At 72.7% G+C, this 19,348-nt stretch carries 14 protein-coding genes and 1 pseudogene; 8 read left to right on the top strand and 7 right to left on the bottom strand.

The window, feature by feature from the left end; translation table 11 throughout:
* Positions 1-66 precede the first annotated feature (66 nt).
* A complete protein-coding gene (locus tag ABD224_RS15145) occupies positions 67-2,580 on the top strand; it encodes a DEAD/DEAH box helicase (RefSeq protein ID WP_344050089.1) in 2,514 nt (837 codons plus the stop codon).
* Positions 2,581-2,599: 19 nt separating this feature from the next.
* The gene (locus ABD224_RS15140) at positions 2,600-3,475 is read left to right on the top strand and encodes an acyl-CoA thioesterase (protein ID WP_344050088.1); all 876 of its coding nucleotides are present in this window, start codon (positions 2,600-2,602) and stop codon (positions 3,473-3,475) included.
* A 60-nt stretch (positions 3,476-3,535) separates the two neighbouring features.
* On the opposite strand, the pseudogene ABD224_RS15135 reads toward ABD224_RS15140, so the two are convergent.
* The 3 genes and pseudogenes from ABD224_RS15135 to ABD224_RS15125 all read right to left on the bottom strand — a co-directional run.
* Positions 3,536-4,558, bottom strand: a pseudogene (locus tag ABD224_RS15135) (DUF6397 family protein); the annotation flags it as partial.
* A 123-nt stretch (positions 4,559-4,681) separates the two neighbouring features.
* Positions 4,682-5,095: a roadblock/LC7 domain-containing protein gene (locus ABD224_RS15130; protein ID WP_344050086.1), complete on the bottom strand. Its 414-nt coding sequence runs from the start codon at positions 5,093-5,095 to the stop codon at positions 4,682-4,684.
* Between the two features lie 499 nt (positions 5,096-5,594).
* Positions 5,595-6,200: a GTP-binding protein gene (locus ABD224_RS15125; RefSeq protein ID WP_344050085.1), complete on the bottom strand. Its 606-nt coding sequence runs from the start codon at positions 6,198-6,200 to the stop codon at positions 5,595-5,597.
* A gap of 506 nt (positions 6,201-6,706) precedes the next feature.
* On the opposite strand from ABD224_RS15125, the gene ABD224_RS15120 reads away from it, so the two are divergent.
* Entirely contained in the window at positions 6,707-7,315 is a 609-nt protein-coding gene (locus ABD224_RS15120; RefSeq protein ID WP_425580981.1) for a class I SAM-dependent methyltransferase, read from the top strand.
* 51 nt (positions 7,316-7,366) lie between these two features.
* Here ABD224_RS15120 and ABD224_RS15115 read toward each other — a convergent pair whose 3' ends face one another.
* Positions 7,367-8,275 (bottom strand): oxygenase MpaB family protein, encoded by a 909-nt coding sequence (locus ABD224_RS15115; RefSeq protein WP_344050081.1) that lies wholly within the window; start codon positions 8,273-8,275, stop codon positions 7,367-7,369.
* A gap of 421 nt (positions 8,276-8,696) precedes the next feature.
* On the opposite strand from ABD224_RS15115, the gene ABD224_RS15110 reads away from it, so the two are divergent.
* Positions 8,697-9,536, top strand: a complete 840-nt coding sequence (locus tag ABD224_RS15110; protein WP_344050080.1) for a hypothetical protein — start codon at positions 8,697-8,699, stop codon at positions 9,534-9,536.
* Positions 9,537-9,835: 299 nt separating this feature from the next.
* Here ABD224_RS15110 and ABD224_RS15105 read toward each other — a convergent pair whose 3' ends face one another.
* Positions 9,836-10,018: a hypothetical protein gene (locus ABD224_RS15105; protein ID WP_344050078.1), complete on the bottom strand. Its 183-nt coding sequence runs from the start codon at positions 10,016-10,018 to the stop codon at positions 9,836-9,838.
* A 376-nt stretch (positions 10,019-10,394) separates the two neighbouring features.
* Here ABD224_RS15105 and ABD224_RS15100 point away from each other — a divergent pair, with 376 nt between their 5' ends.
* Together ABD224_RS15100 and ABD224_RS15095 are read left to right on the top strand one after the other, a co-directional pair.
* Positions 10,395-13,259, top strand: a complete 2,865-nt coding sequence (locus tag ABD224_RS15100; protein WP_344050077.1) for a DEAD/DEAH box helicase — start codon at positions 10,395-10,397, stop codon at positions 13,257-13,259.
* Positions 13,256-14,545, top strand: coding sequence for an SWIM zinc finger family protein (locus tag ABD224_RS15095; RefSeq protein ID WP_344050076.1), 1,290 nt, complete (start codon positions 13,256-13,258; stop codon positions 14,543-14,545). Before ABD224_RS15100 ends, ABD224_RS15095 begins: the two co-directional genes overlap by 4 nt.
* A gap of 36 nt (positions 14,546-14,581) precedes the next feature.
* On the opposite strand, the gene ABD224_RS15090 is transcribed toward ABD224_RS15095, so the two are convergent.
* Positions 14,582-14,938, bottom strand: a complete 357-nt coding sequence (locus ABD224_RS15090) for a hypothetical protein (protein WP_344050075.1) — start codon at positions 14,936-14,938, stop codon at positions 14,582-14,584.
* A 228-nt stretch (positions 14,939-15,166) separates the two neighbouring features.
* Positions 15,167-16,333, bottom strand: coding sequence for a xylose isomerase (gene xylA, locus ABD224_RS15085; protein ID WP_344050074.1), 1,167 nt, complete (start codon positions 16,331-16,333; stop codon positions 15,167-15,169).
* A gap of 128 nt (positions 16,334-16,461) precedes the next feature.
* Here xylA and xylB point away from each other — a divergent pair, with 128 nt between their 5' ends.
* Both xylB and ABD224_RS15075 read left to right on the top strand, forming a co-directional pair.
* Positions 16,462-17,907, top strand: coding sequence for a xylulokinase (gene xylB / locus ABD224_RS15080; protein ID WP_344050073.1), 1,446 nt, complete (start codon positions 16,462-16,464; stop codon positions 17,905-17,907).
* Between the two features lie 63 nt (positions 17,908-17,970).
* Positions 17,971-19,182 carry an ROK family protein gene (locus ABD224_RS15075; protein ID WP_344050072.1) on the top strand — a complete coding sequence of 404 codons (1,212 nt, stop codon included), beginning with the start codon at positions 17,971-17,973 and terminating at the stop codon, positions 19,180-19,182.
* Positions 19,183-19,348 lie beyond the last annotated feature (166 nt).

Below are 19,348 nucleotides of genomic sequence, written 5' to 3'. Positions count from 1 at the left end.
GCGGCCACGATCTTCGAACCGGCAGCCGATTCCCACCTCGGCCGCAGGGCCAGGCAAGATGGACGGGTGACCCTCATCGACCAGCTCCCGCCGACCGCCGATCCCGACGCTCTGTACGAAGCCTTCGAGTCCTGGGCCCAGGATCGTGGTCTGACTCTCTATCCCCACCAGGAAGAGGCGCTGATCGAGGTGGTCTCCGGGGCGAATGTGATCGTCTCCACGCCCACCGGCTCCGGCAAGAGCATGATCGCCGCCGGGGCGCACTTCGCCGCCCTGGCCCGGGACGAGGTCACCTTCTACACGGCGCCGATCAAAGCGCTGGTGTCGGAGAAGTTCTTCGAACTGTGCAAGCTGTTCGGCACCGAGAACGTCGGCATGCTCACCGGCGACGCCTCCGTGAACGCCGACGCGCCCGTCATCTGCTGCACGGCCGAGGTGCTGGCCTCGATCGCGCTGCGCGACGGCAAGGACGCCGACGTCGGCCAGGTCGTCATGGACGAGTTCCACTTCTACGCGGAGCCCGACCGCGGCTGGGCCTGGCAGATCCCGCTGCTGGAGCTGCCGCAGGCACAGTTCGTGCTGATGTCGGCCACGCTCGGTGACGTCTCCTTCTTCGAGAAGGACCTGACCCGTCGCACCGGCCGTCCCACCGCGGTGGTCCGCTCGGCCACCCGCCCGGTACCGCTGTCCTACGAGTACCGGCGCACCCCGCTCACCGAGACGCTCACCGACCTCCTCCAGGCCAACCAGGCCCCGGTGTACATCGTGCACTTCACCCAGGCCCAGGCCGTGGAACGGGCGCAGGCGCTGATGAGCATCAACATGTGCTCGCGCGAGGAGAAGGAGCAGATCGCCGAGCTGATCGGCAACTTCCGCTTCACCACCAGGTTCGGCCGCAACCTCTCCCGCTACGTCCGGCACGGCATCGGGGTGCACCACGCCGGCATGCTGCCCAAGTACCGGCGGCTGGTGGAGAAGCTGGCGCAGGCCGGCCTGCTGAAGGTGATCTGCGGCACGGACACGCTCGGCGTGGGCGTCAACGTGCCGATCCGCACCGTGCTGTTCACGGCGCTGACCAAGTACGACGGCAGCCGTGTGCGCACCTTGCGTGCCCGTGAGTTCCACCAGATCGCCGGCCGGGCCGGACGCGCCGGCTTCGACACGGAGGGCTTCGTCGTCGCACAGGCCCCCGAGCACGTCATCGAGAACGAGAAGGCGCTCGCCAAGGCGGGCGACGATCCCAAGAAGCGCCGGAAGGTCGTCCGCAAGAAGGCACCGGAGGGGTTCGTCGGCTGGACGGAGAAGACCTTCGAGAAGCTCGTCGCCTCCGAGCCGGAGCCGCTGACCTCCCGCTTCCGGGTGACGCACGCGATGCTGCTGTCGGTGATCGCCCGTCCCGGCAACGCCTTCGAGGCGATGCGGCGTCTGCTGGAGGACAATCACGAGCCGCGCAAGCAGCAGCTGCGGCACATCCGGCGGGCCATCGCCATCTACCGCTCGCTGCTGGACGGCGGCATCGTCGAGAAGCTGGACCAGCCGGACGCCGAGGGCCGTATCGTGCGCCTCACGGTCGACCTCCAGCAGGACTTCGCGCTCAACCAGCCGCTGTCCACCTTCGCGCTGGCCGCGTTCGAACTGCTGGATCCCGAGTCGCCGTCCTACGCGCTGGACATGGTCTCCGTCGTGGAGTCCACGCTGGACGACCCGCGGCAGATCCTCCTCGCCCAGCAGAACAAGGCACGGAGCGAGGCCGTGGCCGCGATGAAGGCGGACGGTGTCGACTACGAGGAGCGCATGGAGCGTCTCCAGGACATCACCTACCCCAAGCCCCTGGAGGAGCTGCTCCTTCACGCCTACCGCACCTACCGCAAGAGCCATCCCTGGGTCGGGGACCACCCGCTGTCGCCGAAGTCCGTGGTCCGCGACATGTACGAACGGGCGCTGTCGTTCACGGAGTTGATCTCCTTCTACGAACTCGCCCGCAGCGAGGGCATCGTGCTGCGCTACCTGGCCAGCGCGTACAAGGCGCTGGAGCACACGATCCCGGACGACCTGAAGTCCGAGGACCTGCAGGACCTGATCGCCTGGCTGGGCGAGATGGTGCGCCAGGTCGACTCCAGCCTGCTGGACGAGTGGGAGCAGCTGGCCAACCCGGAGGAGGAGACCGCCGAGGAGGCCCAGGAGAAGGCCGACCAGGTCAAGCCGGTCACCACCAACGCCCGTGCCTTCCGCGTCCTGGTCCGCAACGCCATGTTCCGCCGTGTCGAGCTCGCCGCCCTGGACCGGATCGAGGAGCTGGGCGAGATGGACGCCGAGTCGGGGTGGGACGCCGAGGCGTGGGGCGCGGCGATGGACAAGTACTGGGAGGAGTACGACGACCTGGGCACCGGTCCCGATGCCCGCGGCCCCAAGCTGCTGCTGATCGAGGAGGAGCCGCAGAACGGCCTGTGGCGGGTGCGGCAGATCTTCGACGACCCCAACGGCGACCACGACTGGGGCATCAGCGCGGAGGTCGACCTGGCCGCCTCCGACGCCGAGGGCCGCGCGGTCATCCGCGTGACCGATGTCGGCCAGTTGTGAACACAGGAGAACCCCACCCATGTCGGACGCGACGAACCCGGCCGAAAGACTTGTCGATCTGCTCGACCTGGAGCAGATCGAGGTCAACATCTTCCGTGGCCGCAGCCCGCAGGAGTCCCTGCAGCGGGTCTTCGGCGGCCAGGTGGCCGGACAGGCGCTGGTCGCCGCCGGCCGCACCACGGACGGTGAACGCCCGGTGCACTCCCTGCACGCGTACTTCCTGCGTCCCGGGCGGCCCGGGGTGCCGATCGTGTACCAGGTGGAGCGGGTGCGCGACGGGCGGTCCTTCACCACCCGCCGGGTCACCGCCGTGCAGCAGGGCCGCACGATCTTCAATCTGACCGCCTCCTTCCACAGGCCCGAGCAGGGGAGCTTCGAGCACCAGCTGCCGCCGGCCCGTGCGGTTCCGGACCCGGAGTCCCTGCCGACGGTCGTGGAGGAGATCCGGGAACATCTGGGGGAACTTCCCGAGCAGCTGGAGCGCATGGCACGCCGCCAGCCGTTCGACATCCGGTACGTGGACCGGCTGCGCTGGAGTGCCGAGGACGTCAAGGGCGCCGAGCCGCGCAGCGCCGTGTGGATGCGCGCGGTCGGACCGCTCGGCGACGATCCGCTCGTGCACACCTGCGCGCTGACCTACGCCAGTGACATGACGCTGCTCGATGCGGTGCGCATCCCGGTCGAGCCCCTGTGGGGGCCGCGCGGCTTCGACATGGCCTCGCTGGACCACGCCATGTGGTTCCACCGGCCGTTCCGTGCGGACCAGTGGCTCCTGTACGACCAGGAGTCACCGATCGCGACGGGCGGCCGGGGGCTGGCCCGCGGACGCATCTACGACAGGGAGGGGCGTCTGGTCGTGTCGGTCGTCCAGGAGGGCCTGTTCCGCGCGGTGTAGGCAGCCGCCCTCCGTGGTGGGCCCGTCGGCCGGTCCGGGGCCCGAGAGGGCGGCCGTCCGGGTGTCCTTGCGGAAGAGCCGGCCCAGCAGGCGGCGTGAGCGCGCGTACCGCTGCGCCGGTGCGCGCCGCTGGGGCCGCTCGGGCCCCCGGGGGCGCCCGGGCCGCTCCGGCACGGGCGGATGCCGGTGCTCCGCCGGGTTCCGGTGCTCCGCCGGATGCCCGTGCCGGTCCGGGTGCCGGCCGGCGTACCGCGGGGCCGGGCGGGGTGCGGGACGGTGGGTGCGGGCCTCCTGCACCGCCCGTGCCAGGTCGGCCCGGAGCCATTCGATCTCGTCCGGATCCTGCGCCGTCGTGATCCGCTCGATGAGACGGGCGGCGGGCGAGCCCGGTGTGCCGTGGACGGGCGGCTGCGGCCGGAAGCGGTTCAGATACGCGCGTTCACAGGGGTCCTCGACGATCCTCGAGACCTGAAGCCGGTCGAGCATCGAGGCCACGGCGCCCGCCCGCTCCCACGGGTCGCCGGCCTGGCGCAGCAGGGAACCGAGGTGCCGTCCACGCCAGTTGCGGGCGCGCAGGTCCAGACCGGTGTCCAGCTGGGACCGGAGCGCCTCGGGCAAAGGCCGCCTCAGCAGTGCCGCGCTGCCCGGCGCGACGGCGAACTCCAGCAGTTCGTCGGCCAGATACCTCCAGACCACGGCCCGGTAGCGGTTCAGATGGAAGGTGACCGGAGTCACCAGGCCCAGGCGGGCCAGGCGTGTGAACCGGGCGGCGGTCACCTCCAGGAGCGCCGCGCCGTCCCTGGTGCCCACGACTTCGACCCGCCTGCGCAGCGACTCCGGAAAACCCTCCTGGGTGCGCAGCCGCTCGATCTCGGCGCGGCCGACGCGCCGGCCGCCTCCCCCCTCGCCGGGCAGGGTGCGGATGTGGCCGAGCTGGACGGCCAGGTCGAATTCGCTGCGTTTGAGGCCCAGTTCACGGGCTGCGCGGCTCAGGGAAAAAGGAGTCCGCCGCTGTGCCCCGGCCTGTGCGCCGGCCGTTTCGGCGGTGGGTGCGATGACATGCGTGATGGTGTCGCCGGACATGGTCGTCTCCCCCGTGGAGTGCGGCTCGCGCCGGCTGCGCTCGCCCGGGCCCCACCGTATCCCGTGCCGCACATCTCGGCGCGGGCCTGTGGAAAACTCCGCGGGGGATGACGAATGCGCTGGTCAGAGGCCTGTCGCGGAAGTCCACTCCGACTGCCGGGCGTTCACGTCGAGATGCTCGCCGACCTGGTTGACGAGCAGGGTCATCTCGTAGGCGACCTGGCCGATGTCGGCCTCCGCACCGCTGAGGACGCACAGACAGCTGTCCGTGCCGGCCGCCGTGACGAACAGCACCGCGTCGTCGAACTCGACCATCGTCTGACGTACTCCGCCCGCGCCGAAGTGGCGGCCCGAGCCCTTGGCCAGGCTGTGCAGTCCGGACGACACGGCCGCGAGGTGCTCGGCGTCCTCGCGTCGCAGTCCTGTGCTGGCGCCCGTCACCAGTCCGTCGTTGGACAGGACCAGGGCGTGCCGTACGTGTTCCGTCCGTCGGGTCAGGTCGTCGAGCAGCCGGCCCAGTGTCTGGTTCTGCGCCATGATGCGGTCTCCCCGTGTGTTGTCTCCCCCCACAACCGGAGGATCTCCCGCCAGCCTTCCCCACTGCCGCTGTCCGGGCAAGGAGTATGAGGACATGGCACAAAAGATGACCGATGACGAGTGGCGGGAATTCTTCTCATAGGGCATCCGCACCGGAAAATCGTCTGCCGGACGGGCCGTCGGAAGTCCGCGTGTCGCGTCAATCGGTCCCGGCCGGCAGAAACGACCTCGCGTTCACCGCCGGGAAAGGGACCGTGAAAGGGACGCGATCCGGCTCATGACGACCGGGCCGCCCTGTACGGGGACGACGACCGGCCACCGTTCGTCTTCTCTCCGACGCGCGATGCCGCAAGGACGCGCCCTCCTGCCGGAGGGCCTGGGTGAATTCCGGCAATGGACCACGCGCATCGGCGCCCGCTCCCTGATGGCGGAGGACGTCACGGCCTGAGGACGGTGAGCCTCCGCGCGTTCCCCGCCGGCCGGACGCACACCGTCGTGTTCAGCTCACGGCGTCGAGCAGCCGGGCGGTGTGCACCCGCCCGGCGTACTCGACGAGCCGGATCAGCACCTCCTTTCCCGAGGCGCGTTCGCGGGCGTCGCACAGGACCACGGGCGTGCCCTGATCGAGGTCGAGGGCGCGGAAGACGTCGTCGGTGCTGTAGGTGCGGGCGCCCGGGAAGCGGTTGACGGCCACCACGAACGGGATGCGCCGGTGCTCGAAGTAGTCCACCGCCGGGAAGCAGTCCTCCAGTCGCCGGGTGTCGGCGAGGACCACGGCACCGAGTGCGCCCTGCGACAACTCGTCCCACAGGAACCAGAAACGGTCCTGGCCCGGCGTGCCGAAGAGGTAGAGGGAGAGGTCGGACCGGATGGTGATGCGTCCGAAGTCCATGACGACGGTCGTGGTGGTCTTCTGTTCCACACCGTCGGTGTCGTCGACCAACTGACCGGCCTGGCTCAGCAGTTCCTCGGTGCGCAGCGGCCGGATCTCGCTGACCGCGCCCACCAGAGTGGTCTTGCCCACGCCGAACCCGCCGGCGACCAGTATCTTCAGCGCCAGGGAGGTCGTCTCACCGCCCCGGGCGTCGTAGTGCTCGCAGACCATGGATCACTTCTCTCGGGAAGGGGCAACGGCCGGCACAGGGAGAAGGGAGAGGGGAGGGGGAGAAGGACACAGAGGGACACGGGGAGAAAACCGTCAGCATCATGGTAATGCGAGCACCCATTCGGGGGATTGGACCGTATTTTCTCCGTTCTGACTGTCTCACGCCCCCGGATGCCGGAACGGGCGCGCAACAGGAGCGCTTTCGCCGCAGCATGTGCAGCCCCGCGATCACTTCACCCGGAAGCCGTGCCCCGGAAGGCGTGCGGGCGGCACCGGACGGCCCACGGCAACAGGTCCGGCACGCGACGACCTCGGCCGACGACACGGATCCCGCCCTCGACGGCACCGAGAGCGGCGCGGTCACGGCAGGCGGCGAGACGCTGCCTGCCGGACGATGTGCTCAAAGCCCCGCAGGAAAACCGCCGCCATACGACACAGGCAGCACCGGAACGATCGCGCCACGCGCACACACGCGCAGCAGCTTCCCTTCGAACCTGTGGGGGATCATGCGACACATGAACGAGGACCACGCACGCATCCAGGAGTTCTTCACCGCACGCGCCGCCGACTGGGACAGCAGATTCCCGGACGACGGCCCCGCCTACGCGGCCGCGGTCGCCGCGCTCGGGCTGCGCGAGGGCGACCGCGTCCTCGACGCGGGGTGCGGCACCGGCCGCGCCCTGCCCCCGCTGCGGGCGGCCGTGGGCCGCACGGGAGTCGTCGTGGGCGTCGACCTGACGCCGGCCATGCTGCGGGCCGCCGTACGGGCCGGGCGGGACCGGGACGGACATCTGCTGCTCGCCGACGTCGGTGCGCTGCCGTGCAAGGCGGAATCGTTCGACGTGGTGTTCGCCGCGGGTCTCATCGCGCACCTGCCGCATCCCGCGGAGAACCTGCGGGAGTTGCGGCGCGTGGTGCGTCCCGGCGGCACGCTGGCGCTGTTCCACCCGATCGGGCGGGCGGCGCTCGCGGCGCGCCAGGGCCGGCAGCTCACCCCGGACGACCTGCGGGCCGAGCCCAACCTGCGGCCGCTGCTCGCCGGTTCGGGGTGGCGCATGACGTCCTACGCCGACGAGGGCACCCGCTTCCTGGCACTGGCCGTACGCGAGGGCTGACCCGGCCGCCCCTCGTACTCCCGGCCGTCCCCCTCGCGCTTCCCGGCCGGCTCACCGACCGGGACCGGCCGCCGGGCCGCCGGTGTGCCGCACGGGACAGCCCCGCACACCGGGCACCGGGTGGGTGCCGAGGTCGGCCAGCCGGTAGCCGTTCGGATAGCTCTTGATCTCCCGGTTCTGGCGTGCGAAGTGAGGGGTGCGGCGCGGCGGCAGCAGACGCACGACACGTCCCCGGGCACGTACCGCGCGGCGGACCAGAGCACGGGTGAGGGCGCTCGGGGGCTCGTAGCGAAAGGCCCGCAGCAGCGAGTCGTCGAGCAGGGAGAGAGCCGCGGTGCGCAGCAGGGGCGCGAGCGGACGCGGATACCAGGAGGCCATCAGGTCGAGGGTGGCGTCGGAGACCCTTCGGGCCTGCTCGTCCCAGCCGAAGTGGGCCTTTTCGTAGGCGTCGAGGCAGGTCTCGAACTCCTCGTAGGACTCGGGGATGTCCTTGATGCCCATGTGCCGGCCGAGCGTCCGGTAGTGGACGGTGGACGCGACGATCTCGTGCCGGGACAGCCTGCGCCAGCCGTACGCGTCGATCCAGCGCCTGGGCATGACGACAAAGGTGCACAGCACATACCGCATGTCGTCGTTGCTGATGTCGTAGCTGCGGTGCATCTGGTTGATGCGCCGGATCGCGGTGCGGCCCTGTTCGCTCGCGAAGCCGTGCTCGACCACGGCGTCGAGGAGCAGGGAGGTGTCGTCGTAGCGCTTCTGTGCGCGGTCGGTGAATTCCGCTGTCTCGGCCAGCAGCCGGCCGATGCTCGGGACCGCGTAGGTGCGGTAGAGCGCGAGCTCCAGGGAACGGGTGTAGTCCCAGGGGAACTCGTAGGCGACACTGAGCCGGTAGATCTCGGTCGCGTCCGCCACCGGGTCCATGGTGCGGATCTGTTTCAGTCGCTCGAAGCGTTTCGTCACGCCGTCCCCCTTCTGCTGCTTCGATTCCTGCCCTTTGAGCCCTTCGGGCAGACGGACGACCGGCGCCGGAAGACGTGCGGAAGAAGACGCGCGGAGGAAGGTGTCCGTGGCCTCGTCGCCCCCTGCCGATCCTCGCAGACCCGCGCCGTTCCTCGCCGGAGACGCTCTCGTCCGGGAGTGAGCCACCGTACCGGACCATGATCACTTCGGTGCGGGAGCGGAGGAGCCGCCCGGAACGGTGGCCCGCGCACTGCCGGCCCTCCGGCGGCCCGCGCCGCGGACGGCCGACGGCTGTCCCACCCTCTTCGGGTGGAATCTCCGGCTGGAAAGCCGCAGGTCCGGAAGCACGCAGAAGTCGTGACAACCGTCTTCCGCCCGCACTAGGGTGCGCGCCGTTGGACGAACCGATGGGGAGGCCGGGATGGCCGGGACGGACGAGAACGCCATCGCCGCCGAGGACGACGCGCTCTATGTGCTGACAGCGGTACTGCTGACCCCGGCGCAGTTCCCGAGTGTGCTGGGCGACGACTATCCGGAGGCCTGTGCGGCGCTCGGCCTCGCACCCCTCGCCGACGGGTACGGCCTGGTGCTCGGCCAGGACGGCGAAGGGGCGCGGTGGACGGTGGTCGTCGACGACGTGTCGCTGGTCGCCGTGGCCATCGCGTCCTGGGACTGCGGCATGGAGTACGACCTGTCGCCCGACGAGCGCACGGTCGTCGCCGCGCTGCCGGGCTGGCCCCTCGACGTCGCCGTGGCCGCTCCCGGCCTGCCCGCGCCGCACGACCCGGACCCGGAACTCTCGGACGCGCCTCTGCTGTCCCCACCGGACACCGGCACCTGGGGGCCCGCCCAGCGCCGGCTGGGCGCCGACGAGATCGCGCTGCAGTGGGAGATGTGGCGTGAGCAGGTCGACGACGCCGGCTTCCAGGCCCCGGCCGGCGGAGCGGAGGGCGGCGGGACGCCGGACGGCACCGGCGGGAAGGCGTTCCCGCGTCACAGCGGTGTCCGCCGGGCCCTGGCGGAGGCCCGCGCATACGTGGACTCGCCGCCGCCGCTGGGCCGCGTCCGGTCGTCCTTCGCGACGGGTGACGCACGGATCCTGCGGGCGGACGGTCCCGGCTGGTCGATGGTGGCCCGCACCGACGACATCGCCTTCGTGCTCCTCGACGACGAACCCGGCACAGTGCTGCCGGTCGGCCGGGGCCCCGAGCTGCCCGGTCTGCTGGAGGCCCTCGACAAGCTGGCGGTACGCCCCCTCTGACCCTCCGCGCTCATGCCGCATCCCCCGCGGACGCGCGCCCTGCCGCCTCCCCCTGGCACGACATCGCTCCCTCCGGTGCCGTTCCCCGGGTGTCTCGCGGGCCGACCGCACGACGGGGCGGCTTTGGGCGTCACGGCCCGCTCCCACCGCGTACGACGCACTGGTGGCGTGGCGGGGCCCAGTGCCCGGCCGCTCGCGGACCGGACCGCCGGCAGGCCCGCGAGCGGCGATGGGGCTGGTTGGCGTTGTGATCGGTCTCCGTGCCCCGGACGGCAACGGCACGCCGGGGCCGTGGCGCTTCAGCGGCCGAGCTCCCTGCGGCTGACGCGGCGCAGCCGGCGCCGCTGGGAGGGGTCCAGCGCGAGGTACGCGGCAGCCGGGACTCCCAGGATGATCAGGAGGGCGGCCCACCAGGGCAGCCAGATCAGCAGGATGAGTCCGACCGCCACTCCTCCCACAGCGATCTTCGTGTTGTTCGACATCTGTCGCCTCCTTCGCGGCCACTGCCGCTCTCTGCCGGGAAAACGGCCCCGCCGCTCCCGGCGGTTCCGGACCGCGACCCTGAAACGTCCCTGAGACGCACCCCCTACTGGTCGTATCGAGCCCCGGAAGGGCAGTACCCCTTTTTGCTCTCCCCTCCGCTCTCCCTTCTGCCCCTCTCTTCTGCCCCTCTCTTCTGCCCTCCATCCCTTACCCGCCCCTTTCGCCCGTCCCTTTGCTCACCTCCCCTGCTCACCCCCTCTCCGCGCGTCCGCGCGGTGACCCACGTCACTGCCGCGCCGTTCCCGGTGGGCCACCCGCGTGCTGTACGCTCGGCGACCCGATCCGAGTAGTCAAATTTGAGGAGTCGGCATCGCCGTGCAGAGCGCTCCCGCGGCAACACCGTCCGAGATCTCCGAACTGATCCACTGCTGTGCGACATTCGTCCCGGCGGACCCCGCCCGCGCCGGCCGGGTCGCCTTCTGGTGTCCCGACGGCGCCGCTCCCCCGGCCACGGCCTCCGCGGCCGTGGAGGAGATGACGGTCGTCGTCCCCGGTGACAACGGCGTGGAGGCCGTGACCGTGCCGGCTGCCGTCCTTTCCGTACGTACGGCCCTGCCGGTCCTCACGCACGCGCGTGCCGCCGGGCGGGGGCACCGCGCCGGCGTGTTCTGGGGGGCCGCCGCCGCGCTGGGCCTGCACTTCGTGGCGCGGGGTCTGCTGCTGCCGGGGCTGTCCGCCGGCGATCACGACGCCTGGCGCGTGGCTCCACTGCGCGGTCAGGACGCGGAGGACGTCCGGATCCTGGCCGCCTCGATGCCGCCCGAGGCGCACGCCGTCCCGGTCGACGGCACCGAGCCGCTGCGGCTGCCCGACCCCGAGCGACTGCTGCGGGCCTTCCTCGACGCGGTGGCCGACACCCTGCCCCGCTCCCCCGCCGCACCGCTCCTCACCGGAGGTGCGGCCTACGCGGCCCCACAGGCGCGGCACATTCCGGAGCAGCGGGCCTGGGCCGCCGCCGTCGCCACGGGCCACGACGCGGGCGTACGGATCTCGCTGCGCATCGAGGTGTCCGGGCTCGGGCCCGCCGGGCGGCAGGAGGCGGAGCCGCGGTTCCGCGCGGTGCTGCAGGTGCACAGCGTCGACGGTCCCGCGCGGATCGCCGACGCCGCCGAGGTCTGGGCCGGACCGGGCCGCGCGGACGAGGTGTTCGGCCCGCGCGTGCGTACGGACGTCCTGCTCGCGCTGCGCCGCGCGGCCCGTGCGTGGCCCGCGCTGACACCGCTGCTGTCGGCGGCCGTGCCCGACGCCGACGAGCTCGCCGACGAGGAGGTCGCCGAACTCCTCGGCCAGGGCGCCCGGGCCCTCGCCGAGGCCGGGGTGGACGTGCACTGGCCCGCGGATCTGGTGCGCGGGCTGCGGTCCGGGGCCACGGTCGGCCCTCCGGACGCCGGCAGCGGTTCCAGGAGTCCGCTGCCGGATTCCCCGACGGTCCTGTCCGCCGACGCCCTGCTCGCCTTCGACTGGTGGTTCGCGCTGGGCGACCAGCGGCTCACCCGGGAGGAGCTGGACCGTCTGGCGGAGGCCGGCCGGCCTCTCGTACGGCTGCGCGACCAGTGGGTTCTGGTGGACCCCGAGGAGCTGCGCCGCGCCCGTGCCCGGCAGGACCGCAGGATCACGCCCATGGAGGCGCTGGGCGCCGCTCTGACCGGTTCCACGGAGGTCGACGGTCACCGGGTCGAGGTCCGGCCCACAGGATGGCTGGCTGCCCTCCGGGACCGGCTCGCCGCCCCAAAGGCGCGGGAACCGGTCGGGCAGCCGGCCGCGCTCGCCGCCCGTCTGCGCGACTACCAGCTGCGCGGACTCGACTGGCTGGTCCGGATGACGTCGCTGGGACTGGGCTGCTGCCTGGCCGACGACATGGGCCTCGGCAAGACGGTCACGCTGATCGCGCTGCACCTGCACCGCCGCGGCGACCCGGCGACCGCCGGGCCGGCCCTCGTGGTGTGCCCGACGTCGCTGATGGGCAACTGGCAGCGGGAGATCGAGAGATTCGCGCCCGGTGTGCCCGTACGGCGTTTCCACGGCTCCCGGCGCGACCTGGAGGGCCTGGCCGACGGGGAGTTCGTCCTCACCACGTACGGCACCATGCGCCTGGACGCGCGGCGCCTGGCCGAGGTGGCGTGGGGCATGGTCGTGGCGGACGAGGCCCAGCACGTGAAGAACCCGTATTCCGCGACGGCCCGGCAGCTGCGCTCCATCGGCGCACGCGCACGCGTGGCGCTCACCGGCACCCCGGTGGAGAACAACCTGTCCGAGCTGTGGGCGATCCTCGACTGGACGACGCCCGGGCTGCTGGGCCGGCTCGGCACCTTCCGCGCCCGCTGTGCGCAGGCCGCCGAGAGCGGCCGGGACCCGGCCGCCGCCGAGCGTCTGGCCCGGCTCGTCGGCCCGTTCGTGCTGCGCCGCCGCAAGTCGGACCCGGGGATCGCCCCCGAGCTGCCGCCGAAGACCGAGACCGACCACGCGGTGTCGCTCACCGTGGAGCAGACGGCCCTGTACGAGGCCCTGGTCCGTGAGACGCTCGCGGAGCTCTCCGGCGCCGAGGGCATGGCGCGGCGCGGTCTGATCATGAAGCTGCTGACCGGTCTGAAGCAGATCTGCAACCACCCGGCGCAGTTCCTCAAGGAGGACCACCCGAGGACCGCCGGCCGCTCCGGGAAGCTGGAGCTGCTGGACGAACTGCTCGGCACCATCCTCGCCGAGGGGGCGAGTGTGCTGGTCTTCACCCAGTACGTGCGGATGGCACGACTGATCGAGCAGCATCTGGCGGCACGCGGCGTGCGGTCGCATCTCCTGCACGGCGGCACGTCCGTCGCGGAGCGGGAGGCCATGGTCCGGCGTTTCCAGGCCGGTGAGGTCCCGGTGTTCCTGCTGTCGTTGAAGGCCGCGGGCACCGGGCTGAACCTCACGCGCGCGGAGCATGTCGTGCACTACGACCGCTGGTGGAACCCCGCCGTCGAGGCGCAGGCCACCGACCGGGCGTACCGGATCGGGCAGGACCGGCCCGTACAGGTGCACCGGCTGATCGCCGAGGGCACGGTCGAGGACCGTATCGCCGACCTGTTGCACCGCAAACGGGAGCTGGCCGACGCGGTGCTGGGGCACAGCGAGGCCGCACTCACCGAACTGACGGACGACGAGCTGGCCGACCTGGTGGAGCTGCGAGGAAGACGGCGATGACGGAGCACCGCACCGACCGGGAGCGCACGTTCGCCGCGCTGCCGCCCGCACGCGGGCGTGGTTTCGCCACCACATGGTGGGGCCATGCCTGGCTGAAGGCGCTCGAGGACACGGTTCTGGACGCCGAGCAGGTGAGGGCCGGCCGCAGACTCGCCCGCGCGGGAGCGGTGGGCGCGGTGTCGGTGCGTCCGGGCCGGATCACGGCCGTGGTGCGCGACCGCGACCGCACGGCGCACCGCGCGGACGTCCTGCTGGAGGAGCTGTCCGAGGACGAGTGGGCCCGGTTCCTGGAGGTGGCCGTCGAACGGTCCGGGCATCTGGCGGCGCTGCTCGACCGCGATCTGCCTCCGCACCTCGTGGAGGACGCGGCGGCCGCGGGGGTCGAACTGCTGCCCGGGATCGGCGATCTGGAGCCGGAGTGCGACTGCGGTGCCTGGGACCACTGCGGGCACACCGCGGCGCTCTGCCACCTGGTGGCGCGGCTGCTGGACCAGGATCCGTTCCTCCTGCTGCTGCTGCGCGGCCGGGACGAACGGACTCTTCTCGCCGAGCTCCGGGCCCGCGAGGACGCGGACGACGACGGGGCGCCCGCGCCGGACGGCGTGGACGCCGCGGAGGCCTATGCGGAGGCGTTCGTCCTGCCTCCCCTGCCGCCCCTGCCCGAACCGCCCGCGGCACCGGGCTCCCCGCCGTCCCTGGACACCGAGGTCCCGCCGGCGCCCGGGGTCGACCCGGCCGCGCTGGAGCTCCTGGCCGCGCGGACCGCCGCGGCGGCGCATCTGTGGCTCGGCGAGCTGCTGGGGGCCGCGGCGAGCGGGGAGCACCCGCCGGTGGTGGAGCCGACCGTCGCCCAGGACGCCGTGCGCCTGGCAGTGGGTGTCTCTGATGGCGCCGTACTGGACCGGCTCGCCGAGGGGTCGGGACGCACCAGGCGGCAACTGGCGCGGGCCGTGCTCGCCTGGCGGTTCGGGGGTGCGGCCGGCCTGTCCGTGCTGGAGGAGGAGTGGACGCCCGACAGCGAGACCCACGCACGCGCGTGGGCCGCTGTCGAGTCGGCCTGGGAGGAGGACGAACGGCCGGTGCTGCGGGCCGAGGGCAACCGCTGGACCGTCGTCGGCGAGGGCCGCCAGCTCCGTCTCGGGCGGGACGGCCGCTGGTGGCCCTACCGGAAGGAGCAGGGCCACTGGGTGCCGGCCGGCGGCGCCGACCGGGACCCGGCGGCGGCGCTGGCCGCGACGGAGCGGGTCCCGGAGCAAGCCCCGGAGCACCCGGAGCACAAGGTGTGAGTCCCCTTCGGCTGACCCGCCGGATCCGACCCTCCGTCACGGCAGCACGTCGTCGTCCAGGGAGGGGAGCAGTGACCGCAGGTCGCTCGGGAGGTCGGTGGGCAGGCTGCTCGGGAAGCCCGGGGGCAGGGAACTGGGGAAGCCGGACGGCAGGGAGGTGGGCAGCCGGCTCGGCAGTTCGGTGGGCAGGTTCAGGGTGGGAGGGGGCGAAGAGCTCGTGCCCGGACTGCTGTCCGCGGGCGGTTTGCCGTCCTGTGCGTCGTCCCCCGAGAAGGCCAGCACCAGGACCACGGCGACCGCACCGGCGGCCACGAGCAGGGTGAGGAGGACAAGAAGCGGGTTCCTGCGCCCGGGCGGCCCGGGCGACCGCGACGGTGGAGGCGGAATGGCCATGACGCCCATCGTCGCAGAGAACCGGACAAAGTGCGGCCCGCACACGGCAGTTGGTACAGCTCCCTGACATGGGGCGTACGGTTCCGCGGCATTCCGCGCGAGGAATTCGCACGGGGCCGGAGCGTCAGTGGTTTCCGTGACTGCCGCCCGGAACCGAGGCGCACGCGCGCGGGTGTCCGTGCCCGGGGCACGCACACGCGTGCGGCCCCGGGCCGGACGCGCACGGTGTCAGCCGCGCACTCCCAGCAGGTGGTCCATCGCCAGCTGGTCGAGCCGCTCGAAGGCCATCCCGCGCGCGGCTGCGGCCTCCACGTCGAACTCCTCGAAGGCCGAGCGGTCCGCGAGCAGCGCCTGCAGGCCGTCCGCCGCCGTCGGCTGTGCCAGCTGGTCCAGCCGGGAGGCACGCAGGGCCTCCTGCACCTCGGGGTCGGCCCGGAAGGCGGCCGAACGCTCCTTGAGGATGAGGTAGTTGCGCATGCAGCCGGCGGCCGAGGCCCATACGCCGTCCAGGTCCTCGGTCCGCGGCGGCTTGAAGTCGAAGTGGCGCGGGCCGTCGTAGCCGGAGCTCTCCAGCAGGTCGACGAGCCAGAAGGCGGCGCGCAGATCGCCGGCGCCGAAACGCAGGTCCTGGTCGTACTTGATGCCGGACTGGCCGTTGAGGTCGATGTGGAAGAGCTTGCCCGCCCACAGGGCCTGGGCGATGCCGTGGGGGAAGTTGAGCCCGGCCATCTGCTCGTGGCCGACCTCGGGGTTCACCCCGAACAGCTCCGGACGCTCCAGGCGCTCGATGAACGCGAGCGCGTGGCCGACGGTGGGCAGCAGGATGTCGCCGCGCGGCTCGTTCGGCTTGGGCTCGATGGCGAAGCGGATGTCGTAGCCCTGGGAGGTGACGTACTCGCCGAGCAGGTCGAAGGCCTCCTTCATGCGGTCGAGCGCGGCACGCACGTCCTTGGCGGCCCCGGACTCGGCGCCCTCGCGGCCGCCCCAGGCCACGTACGTCCTGGCGCCCAGTTCGACCGCCAGGTCGATGTTGCGGATCGTCTTGCGCAGCGCGTAGCGGCGCACATCGCGGTCGTTGGCGGTGAACGCGCCGTCCTTGAAGACGGGGTGCGTGAAGAGGTTGGTGGTGGCCATCGGCACGGTCATGCCGGTCGCGTCGAGCACCTGCCGGAAGCGCTTGACGTGCGCCTCCCGCTCGGCCTCGGAGGCCCCGAAGGGGATCAGGTCGTCGTCGTGGAATGTCACTCCGTAGGCGCCGAGTTCGGCCAGCCGCTGCACCGTCTCGACCGGGTCGAGGGCACGGCGGGTGGCGTCGCCGAACGGGTCCCGTCCCTGCCAGCCGACGGTCCACAGGCCGAAGGAGAACCTGTCCTCGGGGGTGGGCTGGTAGCTCATGCCGCGGCTCCTTGCTCGCTTGCGACTATTTCGTCATGGCGCTTTACAAATTAATATGCCCGTGCCTTCCTGGGAAGGCACGGGAAGGCACGGGCCGGAACCGGACCGAAAAGTCGAAGGAGAGGGCGATGTCAGCAGCCGAGGGTCCGCTCGTCGTCGGGGTGGACTCGTCCACGCAGTCCACCAAGGTGCTCGTCGTCGACGCGGCCACCGGGCGGGTCGTGGCCACCGGCCAGGCGCCGCACACCGTCTCCTCCGGGGCCGGCCGCGAGAGCGACCCGCGCCAGTGGTGGGACGCCCTGTGCTCGGCCCTGCAGCAGTGCGGGGAGGCGGCGCACGAGGCCGCCGCCGTGTCGGTCGCCGGCCAGCAGCACGGACTGGTCACCCTGGACGCCCACGGCGAACCGGTCCGGCCGGCCCTGCTGTGGAACGACGTGCGCTCGGCCCCGCAGGCCCGCCGTCTCGTCCAGGAGCTGGGCGGTCCGAAGGCCTGGGCGGAGCGGACCGGCAGTGTGCCCGGGGCCTCCTTCACCGTCACGAAGTGGGCCTGGCTGACCGAGCACGAACCGGAGGCCGCCCGGGCGACGGCGGCGGTGCGCCTGCCCCACGACTACCTCACCGAACGCCTGACCGGCCTGGGCACGACCGACCGGGGCGACGCCTCGGGCACGGGCTGGTGGGCGGCCGCGTCCGAGGCGTACGACGAGGAGATCCTCGCCCATGTGGGGCTCGACCCGGCGCTGCTGCCCCGTGTGGTGCGGCCCGGGGAGGTGGCCGGCACCGTGCGCGACCACCCCGATCTGCCGTTCTCCAAGGGCACTCTGGTCGCTCCCGGCACCGGCGACAACGCCGCCGCCGCGCTGGGCCTGGGGCTGCGGCCCGGAACACCGGTGCTGAGCCTCGGCACCTCCGGCACGGTGTACGCGGTGTCCCGGCACCGCCCGGCCGACCCGTCCGGAACGGTGGCGGGCTTCGCCGACGCGCGCGGCGACTGGCTGCCGCTGGCCTGCACCCTCAACTGCACGCTCGCCGTCGACCGCGTGGCCGCCCTGCTGGGCCTGGACCGCGAGGCCGTCGAACCCGGCACCACCGTCACCCTGCTCCCCTACCTCGACGGCGAACGCACCCCGAACCTGCCGAACGCCTCCGGCCTGATCCACGGGCTGCGCCACGACACCACGCCCGGCCAGCTGCTGCAGGCCGCCTACGACGGCGCCGTGCACGCCCTGCTGGGCGCACTGGACCTGGTTCTCGACCAGGACGCCGACCGCACCACCCCCCTGCTGCTGATCGGCGGCGGCGCCCGGGGCACGGCCTGGCAGCAGACCGTACGACGGCTGTCGGGGCGGCCCGTCCAGGTCCCCGAGGCCAGGGAACTGGTCGCCCTGGGCGCGGCGGCCCAGGCGGCGGGACTGCTCACCGGCGAGGACCCGGCCGCCGTCGCCCGCCGCTGGAAGACGGCCGACGGCCCCGTGCTGGAGCCGGTGGAGCGGGACGAGACGACCCTGGCCAGGATCTCCGGGGTACTCTCCGATGCGGCTGCGCTGCTGGAACGGGACACCCGGACCGGCTGACGGGCGCCCGCCGGCACCCGCCGCCCGCACCGACGACGGACACCGACCCAGGACGACGAAGGCATGACCGCACCGCTGCACCAGGCCCGCCCGGCCGGTCCCGGGCGGGCACTGCCCGACAACACCCAGCAGGGCATGCGCCGCCGCAACCTCGCCCGGGTCATGCACACCGTCAGCGCCGAGGGACCGCTGTCGCGGGCGGCGATCGCCTCGCGCATCGGGCTGACCCGTGCCGCGGTGTCGACCCTCGTCGACGAGCTCATCCGGACCGGGCTGCTGGAGGAACTGGGCCCCGAGCGGCCCGGCCGGGTGGGCCGCCCCGGTTCGGCGCTCGCCGTCAGCGGGCACGGTCCCGCCGGGGTCGGCGCGGAGATCGGGGTCGACCACCTCGCGGCCTGCGTGGTCGATCTGCGCGGGCGGGTGCGGGCACGGGCGGTGCGCCACGGAACGAACCGGAACCGCGCCCCCAAGCCGGTGCTGAAGGATCTCACCGCGCTGATACGCCGGGTCGTCGCCGAGGCGGAGCGGCAGGACCTGCGGGCGGCGGGGCTGTCGGTCGCCGTGCCCGGCCTGGTCTCACGGGACGGCCGTACGGTCGTACGGGCCCCCAATCTCGGCTGGCACGACACCGACCTCGGCCCCCTGCTGCCCGACGACCTCCCGGTGACCGTGGACAACGAGGCCAACTTCGGCGGGCTCGCGGAACTCTGGCTCGGCGAGGACACGCCACGCGACTTCCTGCATGTGTCGGCGGAGATCGGCATCGGCGCCGCGGTGGTCGTCGACGGATGTCTGCTGCGCGGAACGCGCGGCTTCGCGGGCGAGCTGGGACATGTGCCCGTCACGCCGGAGGGGCCCGCCTGTCCGTGCGGCGGGCGCGGCTGCCTGGAGCAGTACGCCGGGGAGGAGGCCGTGCTGCGGGCAGCCGGTCTGGAACCGGGCGAGGACCGGATCGGGCTGCTCGCCGCTCGCGCCGACGCGGGCGACGAGAGAGTACGGCGGGCGCTGCGGGACGCCGGCACGGCGCTGGGCATCGCACTGACCGGTGCCGTCCAGCTGCTCGACCCCGGCGGGGTCGTGCTGGGCGGCGCGCTGGCCGGGCTCGCGCCCTGGCTCCTGCCCTCCCTGGAGGCCGAGTTGGCGAGCCGGAGCGCGGGGCGGACCTGCCCGGTGTCCGTCTCCCGGCTGGGCCCCGAGGGCCCTCTGCTGGGCGCCGCGCACACGGTGGTGCGGGGCGTCCTCGACGACCCCGCGGCGGTGGCCGCACTCGTCTGAGCGGCGGTGGCCGAACTCGTCCGGTCCCCCACCCGCCCCACTCGTTCGTGTGGCCGGGTTGTCACCGTTCCCCGGCGTTCCCCGGCATTCCCCGGCCGTCCGCCGCTTCCCGTCGCCCGCCTCCGCCCGGCCCGCAAGGCCCCGTACCGTGATCCGCGCACGGCGC

Origin of the sequence: Streptomyces thermoalcalitolerans (assembly GCF_039525155.1) — a bacterium.
GTDB classification, from domain to species: Bacteria; Actinomycetota; Actinomycetes; order Streptomycetales; family Streptomycetaceae; genus Streptomyces; species Streptomyces thermovulgaris.
This window is presented reverse-complemented; position numbering and strand designations above follow the sequence as displayed.

What these genes read in the sequence shown, in the direction of transcription:
- ABD224_RS15090 (WP_344050075.1), bottom strand. Translation starts at nt 14,938, where the DNA reads ATGGCCATTCCGCCTCCACCGTCGCGGTCGCCCGGGCCGCCCGGGCGC.
- ABD224_RS15075 (WP_344050072.1), top strand. Translation starts at nt 17,971, where the DNA reads ATGACCGCACCGCTGCACCAGGCCCGCCCGGCCGGTCCCGGGCGGGCA.
- ABD224_RS15110 (WP_344050080.1), top strand. Translation starts at nt 8,697, where the DNA reads ATGGCCGGGACGGACGAGAACGCCATCGCCGCCGAGGACGACGCGCTC.
- xylA (WP_344050074.1), bottom strand. Translation starts at nt 16,333, where the DNA reads ATGAGCTACCAGCCCACCCCCGAGGACAGGTTCTCCTTCGGCCTGTGG.
- xylB (WP_344050073.1), top strand. Translation starts at nt 16,462, where the DNA reads ATGTCAGCAGCCGAGGGTCCGCTCGTCGTCGGGGTGGACTCGTCCACG.
- ABD224_RS15130 (WP_344050086.1), bottom strand. Translation starts at nt 5,095, where the DNA reads ATGGCGCAGAACCAGACACTGGGCCGGCTGCTCGACGACCTGACCCGA.
- ABD224_RS15120 (WP_425580981.1), top strand. Translation starts at nt 6,707, where the DNA reads ATGCGACACATGAACGAGGACCACGCACGCATCCAGGAGTTCTTCACC.
- ABD224_RS15095 (WP_344050076.1), top strand. Translation starts at nt 13,256, where the DNA reads ATGACGGAGCACCGCACCGACCGGGAGCGCACGTTCGCCGCGCTGCCG.
- ABD224_RS15125 (WP_344050085.1), bottom strand. Translation starts at nt 6,200, where the DNA reads ATGGTCTGCGAGCACTACGACGCCCGGGGCGGTGAGACGACCTCCCTG.
- ABD224_RS15105 (WP_344050078.1), bottom strand. Translation starts at nt 10,018, where the DNA reads ATGTCGAACAACACGAAGATCGCTGTGGGAGGAGTGGCGGTCGGACTC.
- ABD224_RS15140 (WP_344050088.1), top strand. Translation starts at nt 2,600, where the DNA reads ATGTCGGACGCGACGAACCCGGCCGAAAGACTTGTCGATCTGCTCGAC.